General features: G+C 39.2%; 17 protein-coding genes. 15 read left to right on the top strand and 2 right to left on the bottom strand.

The features are described from left to right. Positions 1 to 219 precede the first annotated feature (219 nt). The 10 genes from rpoE (at position 220) to pdxJ (ending at position 8928) form a co-directional block, all read left to right on the top strand. Positions 220 to 801, top strand: a complete 582-nt coding sequence (gene rpoE, locus I6F50_RS04115) for an RNA polymerase sigma factor RpoE (protein ID WP_002958721.1) — start codon at positions 220 to 222, stop codon at positions 799 to 801. Between the two features lies 1 nt (position 802). Next, positions 803 to 1420 carry a sigma-E factor negative regulatory protein gene (locus I6F50_RS04110; protein ID WP_197175363.1) on the top strand — a complete coding sequence of 206 codons (618 nt, stop codon included), beginning with the start codon at positions 803 to 805 and terminating at the stop codon, positions 1418 to 1420. A 4-nt stretch (positions 1421 to 1424) separates the two neighbouring features. Next, the gene (locus I6F50_RS04105; RefSeq protein ID WP_197175362.1) at positions 1425 to 2375 is read left to right on the top strand and encodes a MucB/RseB C-terminal domain-containing protein; all 951 of its coding nucleotides are present in this window, start codon (positions 1425 to 1427) and stop codon (positions 2373 to 2375) included. A gap of 19 nt (positions 2376 to 2394) precedes the next feature. Next, on the top strand, positions 2395 to 2844 hold the full coding sequence (locus tag I6F50_RS04100) for a SoxR reducing system RseC family protein (RefSeq protein WP_166420194.1): 450 nt from the start codon (positions 2395 to 2397) through the stop codon (positions 2842 to 2844). A 275-nt stretch (positions 2845 to 3119) separates the two neighbouring features. Beyond that, the gene (gene lepA / locus I6F50_RS04095) at positions 3120 to 4907 is read left to right on the top strand and encodes a translation elongation factor 4 (protein ID WP_197175361.1); all 1788 of its coding nucleotides are present in this window, start codon (positions 3120 to 3122) and stop codon (positions 4905 to 4907) included. Positions 4908 to 4923: 16 nt separating this feature from the next. Beyond that, positions 4924 to 5859: a signal peptidase I gene (gene lepB, locus I6F50_RS04090; protein WP_197175360.1), complete on the top strand. Its 936-nt coding sequence runs from the start codon at positions 4924 to 4926 to the stop codon at positions 5857 to 5859. Positions 5860 to 5861: 2 nt separating this feature from the next. Further along, positions 5862 to 6539: a ribonuclease III gene (gene rnc, locus I6F50_RS04085; RefSeq protein WP_166420196.1), complete on the top strand. Its 678-nt coding sequence runs from the start codon at positions 5862 to 5864 to the stop codon at positions 6537 to 6539. After that, a complete protein-coding gene (gene era / locus I6F50_RS04080; protein WP_007581730.1) occupies positions 6529 to 7461 on the top strand; it encodes a GTPase Era in 933 nt (310 codons plus the stop codon). The genes rnc and era overlap by 11 nt, the downstream gene beginning before the upstream one ends. 20 nt (positions 7462 to 7481) lie before the next feature. Further along, positions 7482 to 8174, top strand: coding sequence for a DNA repair protein RecO (gene recO / locus I6F50_RS04075; protein WP_010553211.1), 693 nt, complete (start codon positions 7482 to 7484; stop codon positions 8172 to 8174). Between the two features lie 22 nt (positions 8175 to 8196). Beyond that, positions 8197 to 8928, top strand: coding sequence for a pyridoxine 5'-phosphate synthase (gene pdxJ, locus I6F50_RS04070; RefSeq protein WP_166420197.1), 732 nt, complete (start codon positions 8197 to 8199; stop codon positions 8926 to 8928). Between the two features lie 80 nt (positions 8929 to 9008). Here the strand turns inward: pdxJ and barA are convergent, their stop codons facing one another. Further along, complete coding sequence (barA, locus tag I6F50_RS04065) at positions 9009 to 11783, bottom strand: two-component sensor histidine kinase BarA (RefSeq protein ID WP_197175359.1); 2775 nt, start codon at positions 11781 to 11783, stop codon at positions 9009 to 9011. Positions 11784 to 11892: 109 nt separating this feature from the next. Between barA and rlmD the strand changes: the two genes are divergently transcribed. The 5 genes from rlmD (at position 11893) to eno (ending at position 19391) form a co-directional block, all read left to right on the top strand. Beyond that, positions 11893 to 13218 (top strand): 23S rRNA (uracil(1939)-C(5))-methyltransferase RlmD, encoded by a 1326-nt coding sequence (gene rlmD / locus I6F50_RS04060; RefSeq protein ID WP_197140016.1) that lies wholly within the window; start codon positions 11893 to 11895, stop codon positions 13216 to 13218. An 8-nt stretch (positions 13219 to 13226) separates the two neighbouring features. Next, positions 13227 to 15383, top strand: a complete 2157-nt coding sequence (gene relA, locus I6F50_RS04055; RefSeq protein ID WP_010553214.1) for a GTP diphosphokinase — start codon at positions 13227 to 13229, stop codon at positions 15381 to 15383. A 2-nt stretch (positions 15384 to 15385) separates the two neighbouring features. Continuing rightward, on the top strand, positions 15386 to 16183 hold the full coding sequence (gene mazG, locus I6F50_RS04050; protein WP_165739869.1) for a nucleoside triphosphate pyrophosphohydrolase: 798 nt from the start codon (positions 15386 to 15388) through the stop codon (positions 16181 to 16183). A gap of 162 nt (positions 16184 to 16345) precedes the next feature. Then, complete coding sequence (locus tag I6F50_RS04045) at positions 16346 to 17980, top strand: CTP synthase (RefSeq protein ID WP_010553216.1); 1635 nt, start codon at positions 16346 to 16348, stop codon at positions 17978 to 17980. Positions 17981 to 18092: 112 nt separating this feature from the next. Further along, on the top strand, positions 18093 to 19391 hold the full coding sequence (eno, locus tag I6F50_RS04040; protein ID WP_024589994.1) for a phosphopyruvate hydratase: 1299 nt from the start codon (positions 18093 to 18095) through the stop codon (positions 19389 to 19391). 197 nt (positions 19392 to 19588) lie between these two features. On the opposite strand, the gene mutH is transcribed toward eno, so the two are convergent. Beyond that, complete coding sequence (gene mutH / locus I6F50_RS04035) at positions 19589 to 20260, bottom strand: DNA mismatch repair endonuclease MutH (protein ID WP_024589993.1); 672 nt, start codon at positions 20258 to 20260, stop codon at positions 19589 to 19591. Between the last annotated feature and the right edge of the window lie 479 nt (positions 20261 to 20739).

Here is a 20739-nt window from a genome sequence, read left to right as displayed (position 1 = left end):
CCATATAGAGCAATATTTGTTTTTAATATCTGTAGTTGTATCATATTTGTCATACTACTACGTAGTGATTTTGAAGGCTTAGCGCCGTTATTTATCATCTATTTTATAAAAAAATAATATTAAGCAGAACTTTTTATTCATAAAGAGGTCAGAGTATTTGTGAACAATGACGACAATATGAATAACAAGCAAAAATCAGACATAGGAGTACCGGCTCGAATGAGCGAGCAGGAATTAGATTTAGTGCTAGTAAAAAGGGTCCAGCAAGGAGATAAAAACGCCTTCAACCTATTAGTAAAGAAGTATCAAAACAAAATTGCAGGTTTGATCTCACGTTATGTATCTAACCAAGGCGATATTGCTGATGTAGCACAAGAGGCTTTTATTAAAGCTTACCGTGCACTTCCTAACTTTAGAGGTGACAGCGCCTTTTACACGTGGTTATACCGTATTGCCGTTAATTGTGCTAAAAATTACTTAGTAGCCCAGGGGCGTAAACCGCCAGCAAATGATATAGACGCCGAAGATGCCGAATTTTACGATTGTGCAGATTCAATGCGATCTAATGCATCTCCTGAAAACCTACTTTTAAGCGAAGAAGTACGCGCTGTTATTTTTAATACGATTGATAGTTTGCCTGAAGATCTTAAAACCGCAATCACCCTTAGAGAAATCGAAGGGATGAGCTATGAAGAAATAGCCGTGGTAATGGATTGCCCAGTCGGGACGGTGCGTTCGCGTATATTTCGTGCCCGTGAAGCAATTGATAACAAATTAAACCCATTAATAGGCGAGTCTTAGTATGACAAAAGCACACCTTAACAAGTTAGATAACGAAGCGTTATCGGCATTACTTGATGGCGAGCAACATCTGACCGATGCAAAAATTGCAGAGCAAGATGTCACTACGTTTGGCCGTTATGCGTTAATTGGTGATGCGATGCGTGCTCAAAAAAATAATAACGACATACATATTGATATTAGCGATCGCGTTGCATTAGCACTAGAAAGCGAGCCTGTTTATGCTGACTTTAGTCAGACAAAAACACAGCCTCAAGCAATCACTGAAACAGTACAAGATAATAAAGTAGTGGCTTTTAATTGGCGCAAGCCAGTTGCTCAACTAGCTATTGCAGCAAGTGTGGCAATGTTTGCTATTGTAGGCGTTAATACGTTACCTCAAAGCAACAACGACCAACAAAGCGAAATTCCATTACTGCAAACCACACCGCTAGCGGGTATGGCGTCACCAGTAAGTTATTCATCTGAGCCTGCGCTTGAAAACGCAGAGCAAGGTTTGCGTGAACTGCAGCAACAACGTATTGGAGCATTAGTTCTTGAGCATCAACGCCAAGCACGAGTTGCGAATTCTTTAGAAACAGCGCAAACTAATACCAAAGCGTCTGAGGAAAAAAACTAATTAAATGAAAGTAATCACTTTTGTTCTGTCGTTGGTAGTAAGCTTTAATGCATTTGCCAGCGACACAAATCCTGCCAAAGATTTATTACTACAAATGGCGAATGCCGTTCATACCCGTAATTTTGACGCCTCGTTTGTGGTTGTTAAAGGTAAAACAATGGAACCCTACCGCTGGGTGCATGCTTTACAAGATAACACCGAACTTGAGCATTTAAGTTTACTTAATGGTGCTGGCCTAGAAATGGTGCGCATTAATAACCAAGTTACTTATTTTGAACCTCAGTCTGAACCCTACTCTCTAAAAACAGATTCAATAGCTGGACCAATTCCTGAAGTACTTTTTAAAGATATAGATCGCTTAAGTGCGCACTATGACTTTGTGCTTGGCGGAAAAGGTCGTATCGCAGGGCGTGCTGCACAGTTAGTTCGCATAGAGTCTAAAGACGAGTATAAATATAATTATTGGATTTGGCTGGATATGGAATCGTCGTTGTTATTAAAAGCAGCATACGTAAACCATGAAGGTGAAGCCTTAGAGCAATTACAACTTACGCATATTAGTGTGACAGAGCAGCCAGCCAGTATGCTACTTGAAGTACTTAATCGAAACTTTCCAACGCCTTTACCAAATGATGCACTTATAAACGAAGATAGTGCTGCCACCAACTGGAAAATAAGTTGGTTACCAGATGGTTTTGAGTTACTAAAATCAGATAGGCATAAGCTCGATTTAAATAATGAATTAACTGACTATTACTTGTTCTCTGATGGTTTTGTTGAAATTTCGGTATTTATTCAGCGCCCATTGCCGGGTAAGCGTTTAAGCGGAGCACTAACCTCTGGTGCAACTACAGTATATGTGCATAATGGCGGTAATTTTGATGTATCGGTTGTTGGTAATGTACCGAGTATGACCGCAAAAGCGATTGCAGAGTCAGTTACTCGCGCATTATAAACGATTCGTAAGGATTGTTATGATTGAACAAACCCTCACTATTGTGGCCCTTGATGGCCACATTGCTCATTTAGAAGCAGAGCAAAAACAAGCTTGTGAAGGCTGTAACGGTCGTTGCGGTTCACAAGTGTTTGGTAAGCTATTTGGCACTGCAAAAAAAACCTTCCCCTATAAATTTGAATCCCCGGTCGAAGTGGGTCAAAAAGTTACCTTATCACTTGATGATAGTCATGTAGTTAGGCATGCTTTTGCTGTTTACATGTTACCGCTCCTTTTAAGCTTGGTTTTTGCATTTATTGCGGCGCAATTATTTATGGCTCCCGAAGGTTGGCAGATTTTAGCAGCAGCTTTAGGTGGTGTTACTGGCTTTTTTATAGCTAAAACTCGTGTGAAATCGCTAAAGCACGATATAAAAGTTATAAAAATTCATCCAATTAGTATCCCTTTAACTCAAATAGATGGTGATTGACGCCAATTAAATGTAAAATTGCCGTTTTATACCAAAGTAACTTGGAAATACAGGGAACCGTGGTTTTTTAAATTATTTTATCTGACTGAATTATTTAAGTTAAGTAAACATAACTTGTTGTTATTCAATAAATAAAATGGTTATAACCCATCTTAAAAAGCATTCGTGATGTTTGTTATATACAAATTTAGCTTATGGCATCCTATAGCAAGTATTTTCAAGTCACTTAGGTATTCATATTTAGTCCATTAAAATAGAAGTATAGAATCCAGTTTATGAAGCATATCCGTAATTTTTCGATCATCGCCCATATTGACCATGGTAAATCGACCCTTTCAGATCGTTTGATCCAAGTTTGTGGCGGTTTAACCGACCGTGAAATGCAAAAACAAGTTTTGGATTCAATGGATATTGAGCGCGAACGTGGTATTACCATTAAAGCGCAAAGTGTAACGTTGAATTATAAAGCGAACGATGGCGAAACTTATCAACTTAATTTCATTGATACTCCAGGACACGTTGATTTTACGTATGAAGTATCGCGTTCTTTAGCTGCATGTGAAGGTGCACTACTTGTTGTTGATGCAGGCCAAGGCGTTGAAGCACAAACATTAGCTAACTGTTACACCGCGATGGAAATGGATTTAGAAGTAATTCCAGTACTTAATAAAATCGATTTACCGCAAGCGGATCCTTTGCGCGTTGCAGAAGAAATTGAAGAAATTATTGGTATTGATGCTCTTGATGCAGTGCAATGTAGCGCTAAAACGGGTGTAGGTATTGCCGAAGTACTTGAAATGATTGTTAGGGATGTTCCGCCGCCAGTAGGCGAAAAAGATGGGCCTCTACAAGCACTTATTATTGATTCTTGGTTTGACCCATACCAAGGCGTTGTATCACTAGTGCGTATTAAGCACGGTGAATTACGCACGGGCGACAAAATAAAAATAATGTCGAACGAGCATATACATACAGCTGACCAAGTGGGTGTGTTTACACCTAAGCAAACTAATACCGGTATTTTAAGAACCGGTGAAGTAGGGTTTGTTATTGCCGGTATTAAAGAGATACATGGTGCGCCAGTGGGCGATACTATTACTCATCAAAAAAATGCGGCGCCGCTTCGCTTGCCAGGCTTTCAAAAAATAAAACCTCAGGTTTATGCGGGTATGTTCCCAATTGCATCAGATGAGTATGAATCATTCCGTGATGCACTTAACAAATTAAGCTTAAACGATGCGTCGTTATTCTTTGAACCAGAGAATTCAACTGCACTAGGTTTTGGTTTCCGCTGTGGCTTTTTAGGTATGCTGCACATGGAAATCATTCAAGAGCGTTTAGAGCGTGAATACGATATTGATTTAATTACAACGGCACCTACGGTAATCTATGAGATAGTTACTAAAGAAGGTACATTTCAGATTGATAACCCGTCTGATTTACCTGCAGTAAACGATATTTTAGAAATTCGTGAACCGATTGTTGAAGCTAATATTTTGGTACCACAAGAATACCTAGGTAATGTTATTACTTTGTGTATTGAAAAACGTGGTAGCCAAACAAGAATGACCTATCACGGAAAGCAAGTAGCTGTTACGTATGAGCTACCTATGGCTGAAGTGGTAATGGACTTTTTTGATAAATTAAAATCAACAAGTCGTGGTTTTGCATCACTTGATTATAACTTTAAACACTTTCAAACATCAGATATGGTACGTGTTGATATTTTAATTAATAGTGAGCGTGTTGACGCACTTGCGATTATTGTTCACCGAGATGGTGCGCAGTCTCGTGGTCGTCAGTTAGCTGATGCATTAAAAGAGCTTATTCCACGTCAAATGTTTGATATCGCTATTCAAGCAGCTATCGGACAACATGTTATTGCCCGTACTACGGTAAAACAGTTACGTAAAAACGTAATTGCTAAGTGTTACGGTGGTGATGTGAGCCGTAAGAAAAAGCTACTTAAAAAGCAAAAAGATGGTAAAAAACGTATGAAGCAAGTAGGTAATGTTGAAGTACCTCAAGAAGCGTTTTTAGCTATTTTGAAAGTTGGTAAATAAAAACAAAGGATTATAAATGGCTGGTTATTTTTCAGTTTTATTGGTGCTGTTAACTTTAGGCTCAGGCTTAATATGGTTAATAGATCACTTAATGTATGCTCCTAAAAGGCAGGAGCGTTTAGCGATAGCGCAAACGTCTGCTGGAGCTCCGTTAGATGAAGAAACTGCGGCATTAATTGCACCAGAACCAGTAATAACAGAAACCGCAAAATCAATTTTTCCGATGATTGCAGCAATTACTATTTTTAGATCATTTATTTTTGAACCGTTTCAGATTCCATCTGGTTCAATGATGCCTACACTACTAGTAGGTGACTTTATTTTAGTACAAAAGTATTCATATGGAATAAAAGACCCAGTTTGGCGCACTCAGTTAGTTGATGTTGGTGAGCCTGAACGTGGTGATATTGTTGTTTTTAAATACCCTTTAGATGAAAGTGTTGACTATATTAAACGTACGATTGGTTTACCTGGCGATAAAATTGTTTATCGTGATAAACGTTTGTATATTCAGCCAAACTGTAAAGAAGGCGAAACCCAACAGGGTGAGCTTTTATGTAATGAATTCAATAAAATTGATTTTAAACTAATTAATGATAACGAATTTAAACAAGGCCCAATGCCTCTAGCTCGTGTGAATGAAAATTTAACAACAGTTACGCATGATATATTAATCAACCCACAAGCGCCTGAAAGAAAAGGGCGTTACTACCAGCAACCGGGCACGCCTTCTGATGAATGGACTGTTCCTGCTGATCATTATTTTATGATGGGTGATAACCGCGACAACAGCCAAGATGGTCGCTTTTGGGGCTTTGTACCAAAAGAAAACTTGGTGGGTAAAGCTGTCTTTATATGGATGAGTTTTGAATTTGAGAATGGCCCTGATGATATTTTACCAGGATGGGTTCCAACTGGTGTTCGCTTTGAGCGCCTAGGTAATATTCAGTAACAATGAAAAAAAATGTAACAGAATTATATAAAAAAATTGGCTATGAATTCGCTGATCAAGGTTTGCTTGAGCAAGCTATGACGCACCGCAGCCACAAAGGTCAACATAATGAGCGACTAGAATTTTTAGGCGACTCTATTTTAAGCTTTGTGATTGCCAATGCACTTTATGCCAAATTTCCTAAAGCGCGTGAAGGCGATTTAAGCCGCATGCGTTCAACGCTTGTGCGTGGTCAAACACTTGCCGAGTTTGGTCTTGAATTTGGTCTAGGCGACTATTTACGCTTAGGGCCGGGCGAGCTTAAAAGTGGCGGGTTCCGTCGCGAGTCAACGCTTGCTGATGCAGTAGAAGCAATTATAGGTGCTGCATTTTTAGATTCAGGTATCGACAGCTGTGGCAATCTGATATTGGCGTGGTACCAATCACGTTTGGATGCTATTTCACCAGGGCTTAACCAGAAAGATCCTAAAACCCTGCTGCAAGAGTATTTACAAGCCCGTAAATTATCTTTACCGGGCTACACTGTGGTTGATACACAAGGCCAAGCACACAATCAAACATTCACGGTTGAATGTATTGTTGATGGAATGGATAGCATAATTTCTGTTGGTAGCTCGCGCCGTAAGGCCGAACAAAAAGCTGCTGAAAAAGCATTGAAGATAATTAAAAATGAACCTTGATACCTTAATACAGCCTCATGAACGTGATGTAGATACATTTTGTGGAATGGTTGCCATTGTTGGTCGACCTAATGTAGGTAAATCGACTTTGCTTAATGAAATCATTGAGCAAAAAGTGAGTATTACCTCACGTAAACCACAAACTACACGCCATCGTATTATGGGTATTCATACTGTTGATAAACACCAAGCGGTATACATTGATACACCGGGTCTACACGTTGAAGAAAAGCGTGCTATTAACCGTCTAATGAACCGAGCAGCGTCTAGTTCTATTGGCGATGTAGAGCTTATTATCTTTGTCGTTGAAGGCACTCATTGGAATGCCGATGACGATATGGTACTTAATAAAGTATCGCAAAGTGGTAAACCTGTATTATTAGTTATTAATAAAATTGACCAAGTTAAAGACCGTGACCTTGTGCTACCTCATATGAAGTGGTTAAGTGACAAGTTTGATTTTGTTGGAATTATGCCAGTATCGGCAACGCAAGGTAAAAACGTTGATTTAATTAAAGCGGAAGTAACTAAACGTTTACCGCCTTGTGAATTTTATTTCCCAGAAGATTACGTAACTGACCGTTCAATGCGCTTTATGGCGGCAGAAGTTATCCGTGAAAAACTAATGCGTTTTATGGGTGAAGAGCTACCGTATTCTGTGACTGTTGAAATTGAGCAATTTAAGTGGCAAGACAACGGTATTTGGCATATCAATGGGTTGATTCTTGTTGAGCGCGAAACGCAAAAACGCATGGTTATTGGTAATAAAGGCGAAAAGCTAAAAACCATTGGCCGTGAAGCCCGTAAAGACATTGAAGAAATGCTTGATAACAAAGTCTTTTTAGAACTTTGGGTTAAAGTGAAGTCGGGTTGGGCTGATGATGAACGTGCTCTAAGAAGCTTAGGTTACAGTGAAGACTAAACCAAGCAGTAGCTTAGTGAATGGATAGCGACTTCTACACCGCGTATTTATTACATCGGCGTCCTTATAGTGACTCCCAAGTAATGTTAGATATGCTTGTAGAAGGCGTGGGTCAGCTAAGAATGCTGGCCCGAATTAGTGGTCGCCAGGCCACTAAACATAAAGCACAACTTCAGCCGTTTCAGGCACTCCTTGTTAATTACAGCGGCAAGTACGATCTAAAATATATCAATAAGTTTGAACTGCATGGTAACTCGCACTTTTTAAAAGGCGATGAGCTTTATTGTGGTTTTTATTTAAATGAGCTTACCAATCGCATAGTGCCTGTTAACGAGCCCATTGAACAAGTATTTGAGCTATATAAATCTCATTTAGGAAACCTAAACAGCGGGGCTAATTTACAAGAAGTACTTCGCTCATACGAGTTTCAATTATTGGAATTACTCGGTTATGGCGTGGATTTTAGTTTTGACGCCAGCGGTGAGCCAATAGATGAAAAGCAAACGTATAGTTATTTCCCCGAACTTGGTTTTTTAGTACAGGAAGATACGCGTTCTGGATTTAGCGGCAAACAACTTAATGCCATAGCTAATCATGACTTTAGCCAAAGCGATGTGCTATATATGGCAAAGCAATTAAGCCGCTATTTATTAAAACCCTTATTAGGTAGTAAACCATTAAAAAGCCGTGAGCTATTTATGGCCTCTCAATAAACGTAATTTTACAGGTAAGAAAATGAAAGATATTCTTTTGGGTGTAAACGTAGATCATATTGCAACACTTCGCCAAGCGCGTGGAACAAATTACCCAGATCCAGCCCATGCAGCCAGTGTCGCAGAGCATGCAGGGGCAGACGGTATTACGATTCACTTACGTGAAGACAGACGCCATATTCAAGATCGCGACGTTTATGTGATGGCTAAAACCATTCAAACGCGTATGAATCTTGAAACAGCTGTTACCGACGAAATGATAAAAATAGCGCTTGAAGTAAAACCTGAGTATGTGTGCCTAGTGCCTGAAAAACGTGAAGAGTTAACCACCGAGGGCGGCTTAGACGTAGCGGGCAATATAGATAAAATTAAAGCCGCAACAAAAACACTTACCGACGCGGGCATAAAAGTATCGTTATTTATTGATGCAGATAAAGCACAATTAGACGCAGCCAAAGAGTGTGGTGCCCCTTATGTAGAAATACACACTGGTGCGTACGCTGATGCAACAAATGATACTGATTTACACAAAGAATTAGAGCATATTCGTGAAGGTGTTCAATACGCAGCAAGCTTAGGTTTGATTGTTAACGCTGGCCATGGTCTTCATTATCATAACGTTAAACCCATTGCCGCGATGCCTGAGATTTACGAGCTAAATATTGGCCACGCTATTATTGCTCGTGCAGCGATAGATGGACTCGATAAAGCCGTACGCGACATGAAACGATTAATGATTGAAGCAAGAATGTAATACTGCCAATATAAGTATTTAAACAGCTTAATTAAAAAACGCGGTTAATACCGCGTTTTTTTGTATCTAAAATTCAAAGCTTATCTTTGTAGCTCAGTTACATTTGCATCAGCAAGTAAGTTTTCAAGCTCGTCTTGTAACTCAAATAATTCAGGTTCAATATTTTCTAGCAAGCATTTATTTTTAAGCGATGTTTCAATTGTTTCTGCAAGTGATTTTAGTTTTGGTACACCTGTGTAGCAACATGCACCATGAAACTTGTGGACAATACTTAACACTTGTTGGCAATCGTTACTCTCTATCGCTTTAGCAAGCAATGTAAGAGTTTCAGGGACGCTTAAAAGTAACATATTAAGCATCTCTAGCGCTAATTCGTTCTTGCCGCCAGCACGCTGCAGGGCTTGTGCCCAGTCAATGCGACTGCTTTGAAATGGTGCTGGGCTTTGTGGTGTATCTGTTTTCGCTTTATCACGATTAACCGGGGTTTGTGGACTGTGGTCGCTAATGATTTGTTTAAGCATATCCTCATCAATAGGCTTAGTTAAATAGCCTTTAAAGCCATCTTTTAGTAGTTGCTCTTTTTCGCTTTGAAGGGCATGGGCCGTTACTGCAATAATTGGCGTATCTTCATTTAATGATGATTCGCGAATAAGCTTACACGCTGTAATACCATCCATTATCGGCATTTGGATATCCATAAAAATCACATCATATTTATGGCTTTTACTTAGACTATAAGCTTGAGAACCATTATGCGCAGTTTCTACTGTTTCAATTTGCTCGCATAAAAGCGTGCGAATAAGCTTTAAGTTGGCATCATTATCATCAACAACTAATACTTTTAACTGCAGCAAAGCTTGATCGTTTTGCTCAATATTATGAGTAGGGTGGTCAAGTCTGTAAGGCGCAGCAAGTACTTCACATAATTTACGATGATTAAGCGGTTTGCTCAAACACGCATCAGCACCGCTACCAATAAACGCTTCTCTCATATTGTGCGATACAGTATTAAGCATTAAATATAAGTAGTCAGTAGATTCACGCACGGCTTTTACGTAGCTTTTTAGCTGCTGCATATCATCAACAGATGCCATATGACCAATTAAGCAAATATCATATTTATATTCACTATTTTTTATAGCGTCTAAAAAGCTGGTCTCGTTAAAGCATGCTGTTACGCTTGATTCCCACTGGGTCAATAACGAAAGTACAGCATGGTGTGTATGCTCATGCGGCTCTAAATATAAAATACGCTTACCAATGAGCGATTTAGTTGGCAAGTCGTTAGTAAATACATGATTTGGTAAACTAAACACACTGTTAAACGTAAAACAGGTACCGTTACCTGGCGCAGAGTTTAATGTTATGCGACCACTCATCGCTTCAACAATATGCTTGGTAATGATAAGGCCAAGACCTGTTCCACCAAACTTACGTGTAATACTTGAATCGGCTTGCCCGAATGGAGTAAATAAAGAGTCTTGCTTATCCATTGGTATACCCACACCAGTATCGGTTACTGCCACAAGTAAAGAGGTACGTTCGTTGTCGAGTAACCGATGGCTTATGTCGACCTTAATGGAGCCTTTTTCAGTAAATTTAATCGCATTACTTAATAGGTTTATTAAGACTTGTTTAAAGCGAGTAGGATCGCCTGTTAAGTCATCTGGTACTTGTTGGTTAATGTAAATGGATAGCTCTAATTGTTTATCGTGTGCGCTAGGAGCGAGTAGTGTCATCACTTCATTTACAGCATCACGAAGTTGAAACTGAATCGACTCAAGTTCCATTGCACCCGCTTCTAGTTTGGAGAAGTCTAGAATATCGCTAATAATAGTCATTAAACTATTTGCTGATAGCATAATAGTATCGAGATAATCTTTTTGATGTTTATTTAGCGGGGTTTTATAAAGCTGGCGTGTAAATCCAATAACACCGTTGAGCGGAGTACGAAGTTCGTGGCTCATTTTAGCTAAAAAGTCTGATTTTACGCGGTTAGCATCTTGAGCTTCTTTTTTTGCAAACGAGAGCTCTATATTTGAAGTTTCGTATTGCTCTAGTGTTTCGCGGTAGTCGCTCGTTGCTTGATCAATATTTTTTTGCATTTCATCTTTTTGCATCACCATAGTGTGTGCAATGGTATTTAAGCCTTCTCGCAATAGCTCAAATTCACCTATCATGTTGTCGTTAAGACCAGTACTTCTTTTACCTTCGACTAACTTGTCGGTTGCAAGTACTAACTTATTAAGCGGCGTCATAAACATGCGGCTTAACCTTAAAGCTAAAATTGCTGCAAACACCAATGATAAAATAATGACAATACCGCTAATTAATAAAGCACGTTGTTGCCCTATAACCGCTTGGTCTTTGTTTAGCTGTATAATAACGGTGCCCAGAGATGACTGAAAAGCCGATGGATCCCATTTAGAGTCGTGACTTGTATGGTTAATAATGGGAGTGAAAAACGTAATAAGCTCATCAGTTTTTTGCACATGAGTTGTTTTTAAATTTATGAGCGTTTTTTGATTAATTAACTTTTCAAATGAGCGGTGATAATTGCTGGTCATTAATAGCGCATTATTTTTATCAAAAATAGCAATCGACTTAATGGTAGGGGAGTGCTTGTTATGTGTGTAGCTTATAAGGCGATTCAATAGCTGTTTGTTTTTTTCGAGCATGGGTTGCTCAAGCGCAATAGCAAGGGGTTCAGAAATAGTAGTACCTTGCTGATATAAAATTTCATCAAGCTCAATGTAACGATTTATTGTAAAATAGCCACCAAGTAGTAATCCTATGATCACCGTTGGGATCAGGGTCAGTGTTAAAACAGAATCGCGTAAGCCTAATTTGGTCATGATGGGAGCGTTTTATCGTTATTAGTATGGTCTGAGTATATACGGTTCAACACGCATTCTAAAGCATCTAAATATAGGTGCTTCATAAATAAAGTGAAGGTAATGCCTAATGGCGCAAATTTTTAAAGCGAAAAAAAAACCGCTTAAGCAACAAACATTAGAATTAAATATAACGGGAATGGATCATCAAGGGCGTGGCATTGCTAAGCATAATAATAAAGTATGTTTTGTTAGTGGCGCATTACCAAATGAAACAGTTAAAGCAATGCTTGTCGATGATAAAGCTAAATACAGCAGTGCAAAAGTAATTAAAGTTATTAAAGCGAGTGAATCAAGAGTTGACGCTTTTTGTGAGCACTACAATCAGTGTGGTGGTTGCCAACTACAGCATTTAGAAGTAAGCCAACAAGTTGTAGAAAAACAAACTGCAGTTACTCAGCTATTTAGTAAGTTTGCTAAATTAAACAGCTTAAACTGGCAAGCTCCATTATTAAGTAAGTCTGTGCATTACAGGCGCAGCGCTCGCATAGCCGTTATGTTTGATAAAGCAGCAAAAAAAATGCGTGTAGGTTACAGAGCCAGTGGTTCAAAAAATATTGTCAGTATTAATAAATGTGCAGTACTTGATGAAGTATTTGCAGATGTTTTTACACTTTTTGATGATTTAATTAATCAACACAAAGCGCTTCATAGTATAAGCCATTTACAGTTATGCCAAAGTGATGAGACAAACTTTATTGTTATTCGCCACACCAAAGTAATTAACGAAGATACAAAGGCTTTGATTGAGCACATAACAAAGAGCCAACAGTTTGAAGTAGTATGGCAAAGCGAGAGCGATGTAATTGATCATTCACACTTAGCCATGCCGTTTTATTATCTTAAAGAATTTGCTCTAAAATTTGAATTTGGTTTAGATAATTTTATTCAGGTAAATGCGCAAGTTAACGAAGCTATGTTAAAGCAAGCAGCAAATTGGCTTGATTTAAAAGGTGATGAAAATTTATTGGATTTATTTTGTGGCATTGGTAATTTCTCATTAGTGCTGGCAAAACAAGCAAAATCTGTAATTGGCGTAGAAGGTGTAACTTCAGCGGTTGCAATGGCTGCTCAAAATGCGCAAACTAACTCTATTACCAATGCGCAGTTTCATTGCTTTGATTTAACGCAAAGCATACAGAGCGCCCCATGGTTTAGTAAAAATTTAGATGTACTTGTACTCGATCCTTCTAGGACGGGTGCAATGGCTGTATTAGAGCAATTATCTTTAAAGCAGTTTAAAACTATTTTATATGTCTCTTGTGACCCTGTTACTTTAGCCCGTGACAGCGCAATTATTTCACAAGCTGGCTTTGATCTTAATAAAATTGGGCTAATGAATATGTTCCCTCATACAGGGCATATTGAAACTATGGCGTTATTTCAACGGAGGTAGAACGCATTATGGTAGCTACACGGCAATCACATCAACAAGATGAGACAACAGATTTTAGCACTCGGCTTTCATTTCTTGCCTTGTCTGAAGAAAAAACAGAGCTACTTACTAAAGCGCAAGCGCTCTGCGTAAAATGTGATAATGAAAGCAGGCAAACTACTGCAATCGAAATGGTTGAAATTTTAGCTGAGCTAAATCTCGACCCCGAATCGTTAGCTACTGCGTATTTAACCCCGTATTTTTTAAACGATTTAATATCACTTGAAACCATAGAAGAGCAGCTTGGTAGTAACATAGCCATGCTGTTAACTGGGGTTGCACAAATGGCCACTATTAGTACTTTATCGCATCAAGGTAAAGGCACTATGCAAGTTGATAATATTCGAAAAATGTTATTAACCATGGTTGAAGATGTGCGCGCCGTGGTCATTAAGCTTGCCGAGCAGGTATGTCATTTACGTAATGTAAAAAATGCGGATGAAGAAGACCGCGTCATTGCCGCTAAAGAAACGGCTGATATTTTTGCACCATTGGCAAACAGATTAGGAATAGGGCAATTAAAGTGGGAACTGGAAGATTTATCGTTTAGATATTTGCACCCAGGCACCTATAAAAGCATAGCCAAACAACTTGACGACAAACGTCTTACGCGCGAAGCCTATATGGAAGATATGGTTGAGCAAGTAAAAAACCGTTTAAGTGAAGCGGGCATAGAGGCCCAAGTTTATGGCCGCCCCAAGCACATTTACAGCATTTATAAAAAAATGCAGCAAAAAAACTACGAGTTTGATCAGCTTTTTGATATTCGTGCAATGCGTATCGTTGTTGAACGCCTACAAGATTGTTATGGAGCGCTGGGTATTGTGCACACCAATTGGCGTCATCTTAATAAAGAGTTTGACGACTATGTAGCAACCCCAAAACAAAACGGCTATCAGTCAATCCATACCGTAGTATTTGGGCCTGAAGGTAAAACAGTAGAAATACAAATTCGTACCAGCGATATGCATCAAGATGCTGAGTTGGGTGTGGCTGCACACTGGATGTACAAAGAAGGTGCATTACCGGGACGCGGCTCGGGTTATGAGCAAAAAATTAGCTGGTTGCGTAAGTTACTTCAATGGCAAGAAGAAGTAGTCGATGGTGGCGATTTAGCAGAAGAGCTTAAAAACCAAGTAGTAGAAGACCGCGTATACATATTTACCCCAAGCGGCGATATTATCGATTTACCACTTGGCGCTACACCACTTGATTTTGCTTACTACATTCACTCAAATGTAGGGCATCGTTGTATTGGCGCAAAAATTTTCGGCAAAATAGTGCCGTTCACGCATCAACTTACAACTGGGGATCAGGTAGAAATACTGACCCAAAAACAACCAAATCCAAGTCGTGATTGGTTAAACCCGTCATTAGGATACATTAAGTCATCGCGCGCTAGAGCCAAAATTCATCACTGGTTTAAACAGCTCGACCGCGACAAAAACTTAAGTGCGGGGAAAGAAATTCTCGACAGTGAATTACAAAAGCTTAATTTAACATACAAAGATTTAGAGCCAGCCATCAAGCGTTTTAACTTTAAAGAACTTGATGACTTAATGGTTGCAATTGGTGCGGGCGATGTACGCCTCAATCAAATGCTTAACTTTGTAAGTGATCGGACAGAAGATGAACCGGTTATTCGTATTAAAGCGCCTAGCAAAGTAACCGGTGACAAAAACGGCATAGTGGTTGATGGCGTTGGTAGCTTAATGAGCCATGTAGCCAAATGCTGTCGTCCTGTCCCTGGCGATGAGATAATAGGTTATATAACGCAAGGTCGAGGAATAGGTGTTCATAAGGAAGACTGTGATTCGTTTAATAACTTAAAAAATCAGCATCCAGAGCGTGTTATTTCGGTAAGTTGGTCTGATGATATCAACGGCTCGTACGCACTAAGTATTAAAATAGAAGCAACCGATCGCTCTGGGCTAATACGCGATATAAGCTCAGTACTTGCTAACGAAAAAGTAAATGTTTTAAATATGAACGTAAATACGGTTGAAGATAATCAGTTAGCTATATTTACGATGCAAATAGAAGTACATGACTTATCGGGTACTAACCGTGTTCTTTCTAAGTTACACCAAATTGAAGGTGTACACGATGCCAAGCGTGGTCATTAATCATGAATGATAATGCAGCGCTTACACAACTTCTTAGCATAATGAAAACACTGCGAGATCCCAAGGGCGGTTGCCCGTGGGATCTCAAACAAGATTTTAAATCTATTGTGCCGCATACACTAGAAGAAGCATACGAAGTTGCCGACTGTATTGAGTCAGGCAACTTAGATGAGCTTAAAGGTGAATTGGGTGATTTGTTATTTCAAATTATTTTTTATGCGCAGCTTGCACAAGAGCAAAATCTATTTGATTTTAATGATGTAGTGGAGCAATTAAACGATAAGCTTACACGTCGTCACCCGCATGTATTTGGCGATAAAAAAGAGCTAACAGATAAGCAGCTATCGCACCAGTGGCAAACAATCAAAGCACAAGAGCGCAGTGCTAAAGCGCAAACAGAATCACCTTCTTTTTGGCAAGATATTCCTGCCAATATGCCAAGCTTAAGTAAAGCCAAAAAAATTCAACAACGGGTTGCCGCACTTGGTTTCGATTGGCCAACGTATCATGGTGCACTTGATAAAGTGAGCGAAGAAGTGCTTGAAGTAAAAGAAGCGATTGAGCAAGACCCGTTATCTGATCATACAGCGGAAGAGCTCGGCGACTTACTTTTTGCCACTGTTAATGTTGTACGCCATGTTAAACGAGATCCCGAACAACTGCTTCGTAGCGCTAATGATAAGTTTTCAGCGCGTTTTGAAAAGGTAAACGCCTATTTGCATGCGCAAGGTAAAAGCTTAGATACAGCCACCTTTGAAGAAATGGACAGCGCATGGGATGCGATTAAAAAAGTAAAATAGGCTTAATGTTAAATAGTGCACATTTTTTGTGCGCGCATTAGCTAATTTTAGCTGGATTGATAAGCAGTGTTTTGGTACAATTTCGCCCCGTCTTGATGATATACCCTTAGGCTCTTCTTTGGGTGTTATATTCCTTTTAATTCCTGATATTCTAGGGTTCGCATGAGTACAAAATTTATCTTCGTTACTGGCGGAGTTGTTTCTTCGTTGGGTAAAGGTATTGCCGCAGCTTCACTGGCCGCTATTTTAGAAGCCCGTGGTTTAAATGTTACCATTTTAAAGCTGGATCCTTACATCAACGTTGACCCAGGCACAATGAGCCCAATTCAACACGGTGAAGTTTACGTTACAGAAGACGGCGCAGAAACTGACCTTGATTTAGGTCACTACGAGCGTTTTATTCGTACCAAAATGACTAGTCGTAATAACTTCACACAAGGCCGTGTATATGAAGACGTATTACGTCGTGAGCGCCGTGGTGAATACCTAGGCGCTACTATTCAGGTTATTCCACATATCACTAACGATATTAAGCAACGTGTATACGACGGTGCTGAAGGTTATGATATTGCTATTGTAGAAATTGGCGGCACTGTAGGTGATATAGAATCACAACCGTTTATTGAAGCAATTCGTCAGATGGGAACTGAAATTGGCCGCGAACGCGCGCTATTTATTCACTTAACGTTAGTGCCATTTTTAGGCCCTGCAGGTGAAGTTAAAACAAAACCAACTCAGCACTCTGTTAAAGAGTTACGCTCAGTAGGTATTCAGCCAGATATTCTTATTTGTCGTTCAGACCGTAAACTACCTAATAATGAGCGTGCAAAAATCTCATTATTCACAAACGTAGAAGAAAAAGCGGTTATTTCATTACCTGACGTAGACAGCATTTATAAAATTCCAGCGCTATTAAAAACGCAAGAATTAGATAACTTCGTATGTCGTCGTTTTCACTTAGATCCACCAGAAGCTGATTTAGCTGAGTGGGAACAAGTACTTTATCAAGAGTCTAACCCAACGGGTGAAGTGACAATTGGTATGGTTGGTAAATACACTGAATTACCAGATGCGTACAAATCGGTTAATGAAGCATTAAAGCATGCGGGCCTTAAAAACCGTTTAACAATTAATATTCAATACGTAGATTCACAAGATTTAGAAAACAAAGGTGTTGAATTACTTTCACACTTAGATGCTATTTTAGTACCAGGTGGATTTGGCGGACGTGGTGTTGAGGGTAAAATCTTAGCGGCTAAATACGCACGTGAAAATAAAGTACCATACCTAGGTATTTGTTTAGGTATGCAAGTAGCATTAATTGAATATGCACGTAATGTTGCAGGCTTAACGGATGCAAACTCTACAGAGTTTAATGCAAATTCAGAAGCGCCAGTAGTTGGCTTAATTACTGAATGGCTAGATGCTGAAGGTAATGTTGAAACACGTAGCGAAAAATCTGATTTAGGTGGCACTATGCGTTTAGGCGCACAAAAATGTCATTTAACACCAGGTTCTAAAGTACGCGAAGTATATGGCAGCGACGAAATTGTTGAACGTCATCGTCATCGCTACGAAGTAAATAATAACTTTGTAGAAATACTTGAAAAAGCAGGCTTAAGCTTTACTGGTTTATCAGAAGATAAAAAACTGGTAGAAATTATCGAAAATAAAGATCACCCATGGTTTATTGCCGCGCAGTTCCACCCGGAATTCACGTCAACTCCACGTGATGGTCATCCGTTGTTTGAAGGGTTTGTAGCAGCCGCGCATATCCACCAAAAAGCGAATTCGTAATTTTAAAAGCCGTGCATATTGCACGGCTTTTTTGTTTTAAGGGCTGACTAAGCTATATAAAACGTAGTAAAGTTAGCTGAACTCACCATTTTGGGAATATAGAGGAATCAAGATGTCAGAAATCGTAAAAGTAATCGGTCGCGAAATTATGGACTCGCGTGGTAACCCAACTGTTGAAGCAGACGTACATTTAGCAGATGGCTCTTGGGGTCGTGCAGCAGCACCTTCAGGCGCATCTACTGGTACTCGTGAAGCATTAGAGTTACGCGACGGTGATAAATCACGTTACTTAGGTAAAGGTGTATTAAAAGCAGTTGGTTATATCAATAACGAAATTGCTGATGCTTTAAAAGGCCAAAGTGCATTAGATCAAAGCGCTGTAGATAAAGTGATGCTAGATTTAGACGGTACCGAAAATAAAGAAAAATTAGGTGCAAACGCAATCTTAGCTGTATCACTAGCAACCGCGAAAGCAGCTGCACAGTCTAAAAAAGTTGAGCTTTATGAACATATCGCTGACTTAAACGGCACGCCAGGTGTTTACTCTATGCCACTTCCAATGATGAACATCATCAATGGTGGTGAGCATGCAGATAACTCTGTAGATATTCAAGAATTCATGATCCAACCTGTTGGCGCTAAAAACTTCCGCGAAGGCCTACGCATGGGTGCTGAAGTATTCCATAGCCTTGCTAAAGTACTTAAAGCTGATGGTCATTCAACAGCGGTTGGCGATGAAGGTGGTTTTGCACCAAACCTTGCATCTAACGAAGCGGCTCTTGCTGCAATTAAAGTAGCTGTAGCAAACGCAGGTTACGAGCTAGGTAAAGATATTACTTTAGCGATGGATTGTGCTGCATCTGAGTTCTACGACAAAGAAGCAAACATCTACGACCTTAAGGGTGAAGGCAAAAAATTCACTTCTGAAGAATTTAACTTCTTCTTACAAGATCTTACTAATCAGTACCCAATCGTTTCTATTGAAGATGGTCTTGATGAGTCTGATTGGGATGGCTTTGCACATCAAACTAAACTAATGGGTGATAAAATCCAATTAGTAGGTGATGATTTATTTGTAACAAATACTAAGATTTTAAAACGTGGTATCGACAACGGTATTGCTAACTCAATCTTAATTAAGTTTAACCAAATCGGTTCTTTAACTGAAACTTTAGCTGCAATCAAAATGGCTAAAGATGCTGGTTTTACTGTTGTTATTTCTCACCGTTCTGGTGAAACTGAAGATTCAACAATTGCTGATTTAGCGGTTGGTACTGCTGCAGGTCAAATTAAAACAGGTTCATTGAGCCGTTCTGACCGTGTTGCAAAGTACAATCAATTACTACGTATTGAAGAGCAATTAGGTGATAAAGCACCGTACAACGGTCTTAAAGAAGTTAAAGGTCAGTAATTCTATTTTATATAGAATCTAATTTTTAATTTTAGATGATAAAATCCTCGCATAAGCGGGGATTTTTTATGCCTGATACTTTTTCAAAGATATGAGAATAAGTTGTAGGGTTAAGCTTGCTGGCGCGCGCACAGAGCGAAAGAGGGTGGCGGCAATAATATTAAAGGTTACTTAAGTTTTAATATTTTATAACACAGTTAAAGCTGAAACTGCTGCTTTAAAATATCACCTGTAAAACTGGTTTTTAAGTAAAAGCCACGGGGTAGGGTTTTAATTATTTGCCCATTTGGACCAATAGCATCAGTCACTATTTTGCTATGAGCTGCTTTAGGGCGTATTTGCATCGCATCGCCTAAATGGCCTGATATTTCGTCGACTCTACCTAGCGCAATTAGCTCCATTTGCTCTTCCCAGTCGCGCTGTAATAAAGCGTCCTGTTCAGGTGAGGGTTGCCACAAAAAGCCGCTGCCAATGGTTCTATCAAACGGGGCAATATCACGTTCGCTTAAAATTGGCAGCCATAAAACATGATTTAGTTTTTTACGTACAGAGCTGGTATGCCACGTCATTCCTGTAACGTTCATTAAGGGTGTAACCGATACAAAGGTCGTTTCTAGTGGCCTACCTTTATAGGAAATAGGGAGTGTTTTTAGCTCAATTCCTAAATCTTCAAAATCAGGAAGTGGTTTTGAGCCCGCAGTAGCACCTAGTACATATTCAATTAACTGACCAGTCCAACCTTTTTCGCGCAGTAAATCATCTGGCGTTTTAAAATTATACTTGTTAGCAAGCTGCCCTAGAGTTAATCCGGCAATATTATTAACGCGTTGCATTAAATCGTTTATTGAGTGTGGTTTTGTAGGTCGCATGTCATGCCAATTTTATTAAAATATGAATATTATAGAGGTTTAACAACTCACTAACTACGTTGAAATTACTTATGCGGAGAAACTGCATATGATAGTTTTTTGTTATTGAGCTACTTTTTATTGCGATTATAAATATCAATTCAACGTAATTAGTATTCTTAATTTCGGTTGTATAAATATCATAGCCATGATAGCAAATAGGCTAAGCCGTGGATATCACTAGAGTTGTGTGTTTTTTGCTCGCTTGTTGTTTGAGTTAATTTTGAACATATCGAAATTAAGCTGCTTTACTTTAAGTTACTGACTCAGTTGGTTTTTTTAATGTTGTACATTCAGTTTTGATTAAGCAATTTAAAAGTTGTAAGGATAAATACAACTATATGAACATGTTTATCCACAGAATCTGTGGAGAAGCCAAGTTTTTAGATCTAATATTGTGGATTTGTTTGCAAAATGAGCGTGTTTTACAAAAGTTATGC

The organism is Pseudoalteromonas sp. NZS127_1 (assembly GCF_015864295.1).
In the GTDB taxonomy this organism is placed as follows: domain Bacteria; phylum Pseudomonadota; class Gammaproteobacteria; order Enterobacterales; family Alteromonadaceae; genus Pseudoalteromonas; species Pseudoalteromonas arctica.
The sequence above is the reverse complement of the archived record's forward strand: the minus strand, read 5'-3'. Positions and strand labels throughout refer to the sequence as shown.

Bases quoted from the DNA above. Each gene is read 5' to 3' on its own strand.
- rpoE (WP_002958721.1), top strand. From the start codon at position 220: ATGAGCGAGCAGGAATTAGATTTAGTGCTAGTAAAAAGGGTCCAGCAA.
- I6F50_RS04110 (WP_197175363.1), top strand. From the start codon at position 803: ATGACAAAAGCACACCTTAACAAGTTAGATAACGAAGCGTTATCGGCA.
- I6F50_RS04105 (WP_197175362.1), top strand. From the start codon at position 1,425: ATGAAAGTAATCACTTTTGTTCTGTCGTTGGTAGTAAGCTTTAATGCA.
- I6F50_RS04100 (WP_166420194.1), top strand. From the start codon at position 2,395: ATGATTGAACAAACCCTCACTATTGTGGCCCTTGATGGCCACATTGCT.
- lepA (WP_197175361.1), top strand. From the start codon at position 3,120: ATGAAGCATATCCGTAATTTTTCGATCATCGCCCATATTGACCATGGT.
- lepB (WP_197175360.1), top strand. From the start codon at position 4,924: ATGGCTGGTTATTTTTCAGTTTTATTGGTGCTGTTAACTTTAGGCTCA.
- rnc (WP_166420196.1), top strand. From the start codon at position 5,862: ATGAAAAAAAATGTAACAGAATTATATAAAAAAATTGGCTATGAATTC.
- era (WP_007581730.1), top strand. From the start codon at position 6,529: ATGAACCTTGATACCTTAATACAGCCTCATGAACGTGATGTAGATACA.
- recO (WP_010553211.1), top strand. From the start codon at position 7,482: ATGGATAGCGACTTCTACACCGCGTATTTATTACATCGGCGTCCTTAT.
- pdxJ (WP_166420197.1), top strand. From the start codon at position 8,197: ATGAAAGATATTCTTTTGGGTGTAAACGTAGATCATATTGCAACACTT.
- barA (WP_197175359.1), bottom strand. From the start codon at position 11,783: ATGACCAAATTAGGCTTACGCGATTCTGTTTTAACACTGACCCTGATC.
- rlmD (WP_197140016.1), top strand. From the start codon at position 11,893: ATGGCGCAAATTTTTAAAGCGAAAAAAAAACCGCTTAAGCAACAAACA.
- relA (WP_010553214.1), top strand. From the start codon at position 13,227: ATGGTAGCTACACGGCAATCACATCAACAAGATGAGACAACAGATTTT.
- mazG (WP_165739869.1), top strand. From the start codon at position 15,386: ATGAATGATAATGCAGCGCTTACACAACTTCTTAGCATAATGAAAACA.
- I6F50_RS04045 (WP_010553216.1), top strand. From the start codon at position 16,346: ATGAGTACAAAATTTATCTTCGTTACTGGCGGAGTTGTTTCTTCGTTG.
- eno (WP_024589994.1), top strand. From the start codon at position 18,093: ATGTCAGAAATCGTAAAAGTAATCGGTCGCGAAATTATGGACTCGCGT.
- mutH (WP_024589993.1), bottom strand. From the start codon at position 20,260: ATGCGACCTACAAAACCACACTCAATAAACGATTTAATGCAACGCGTT.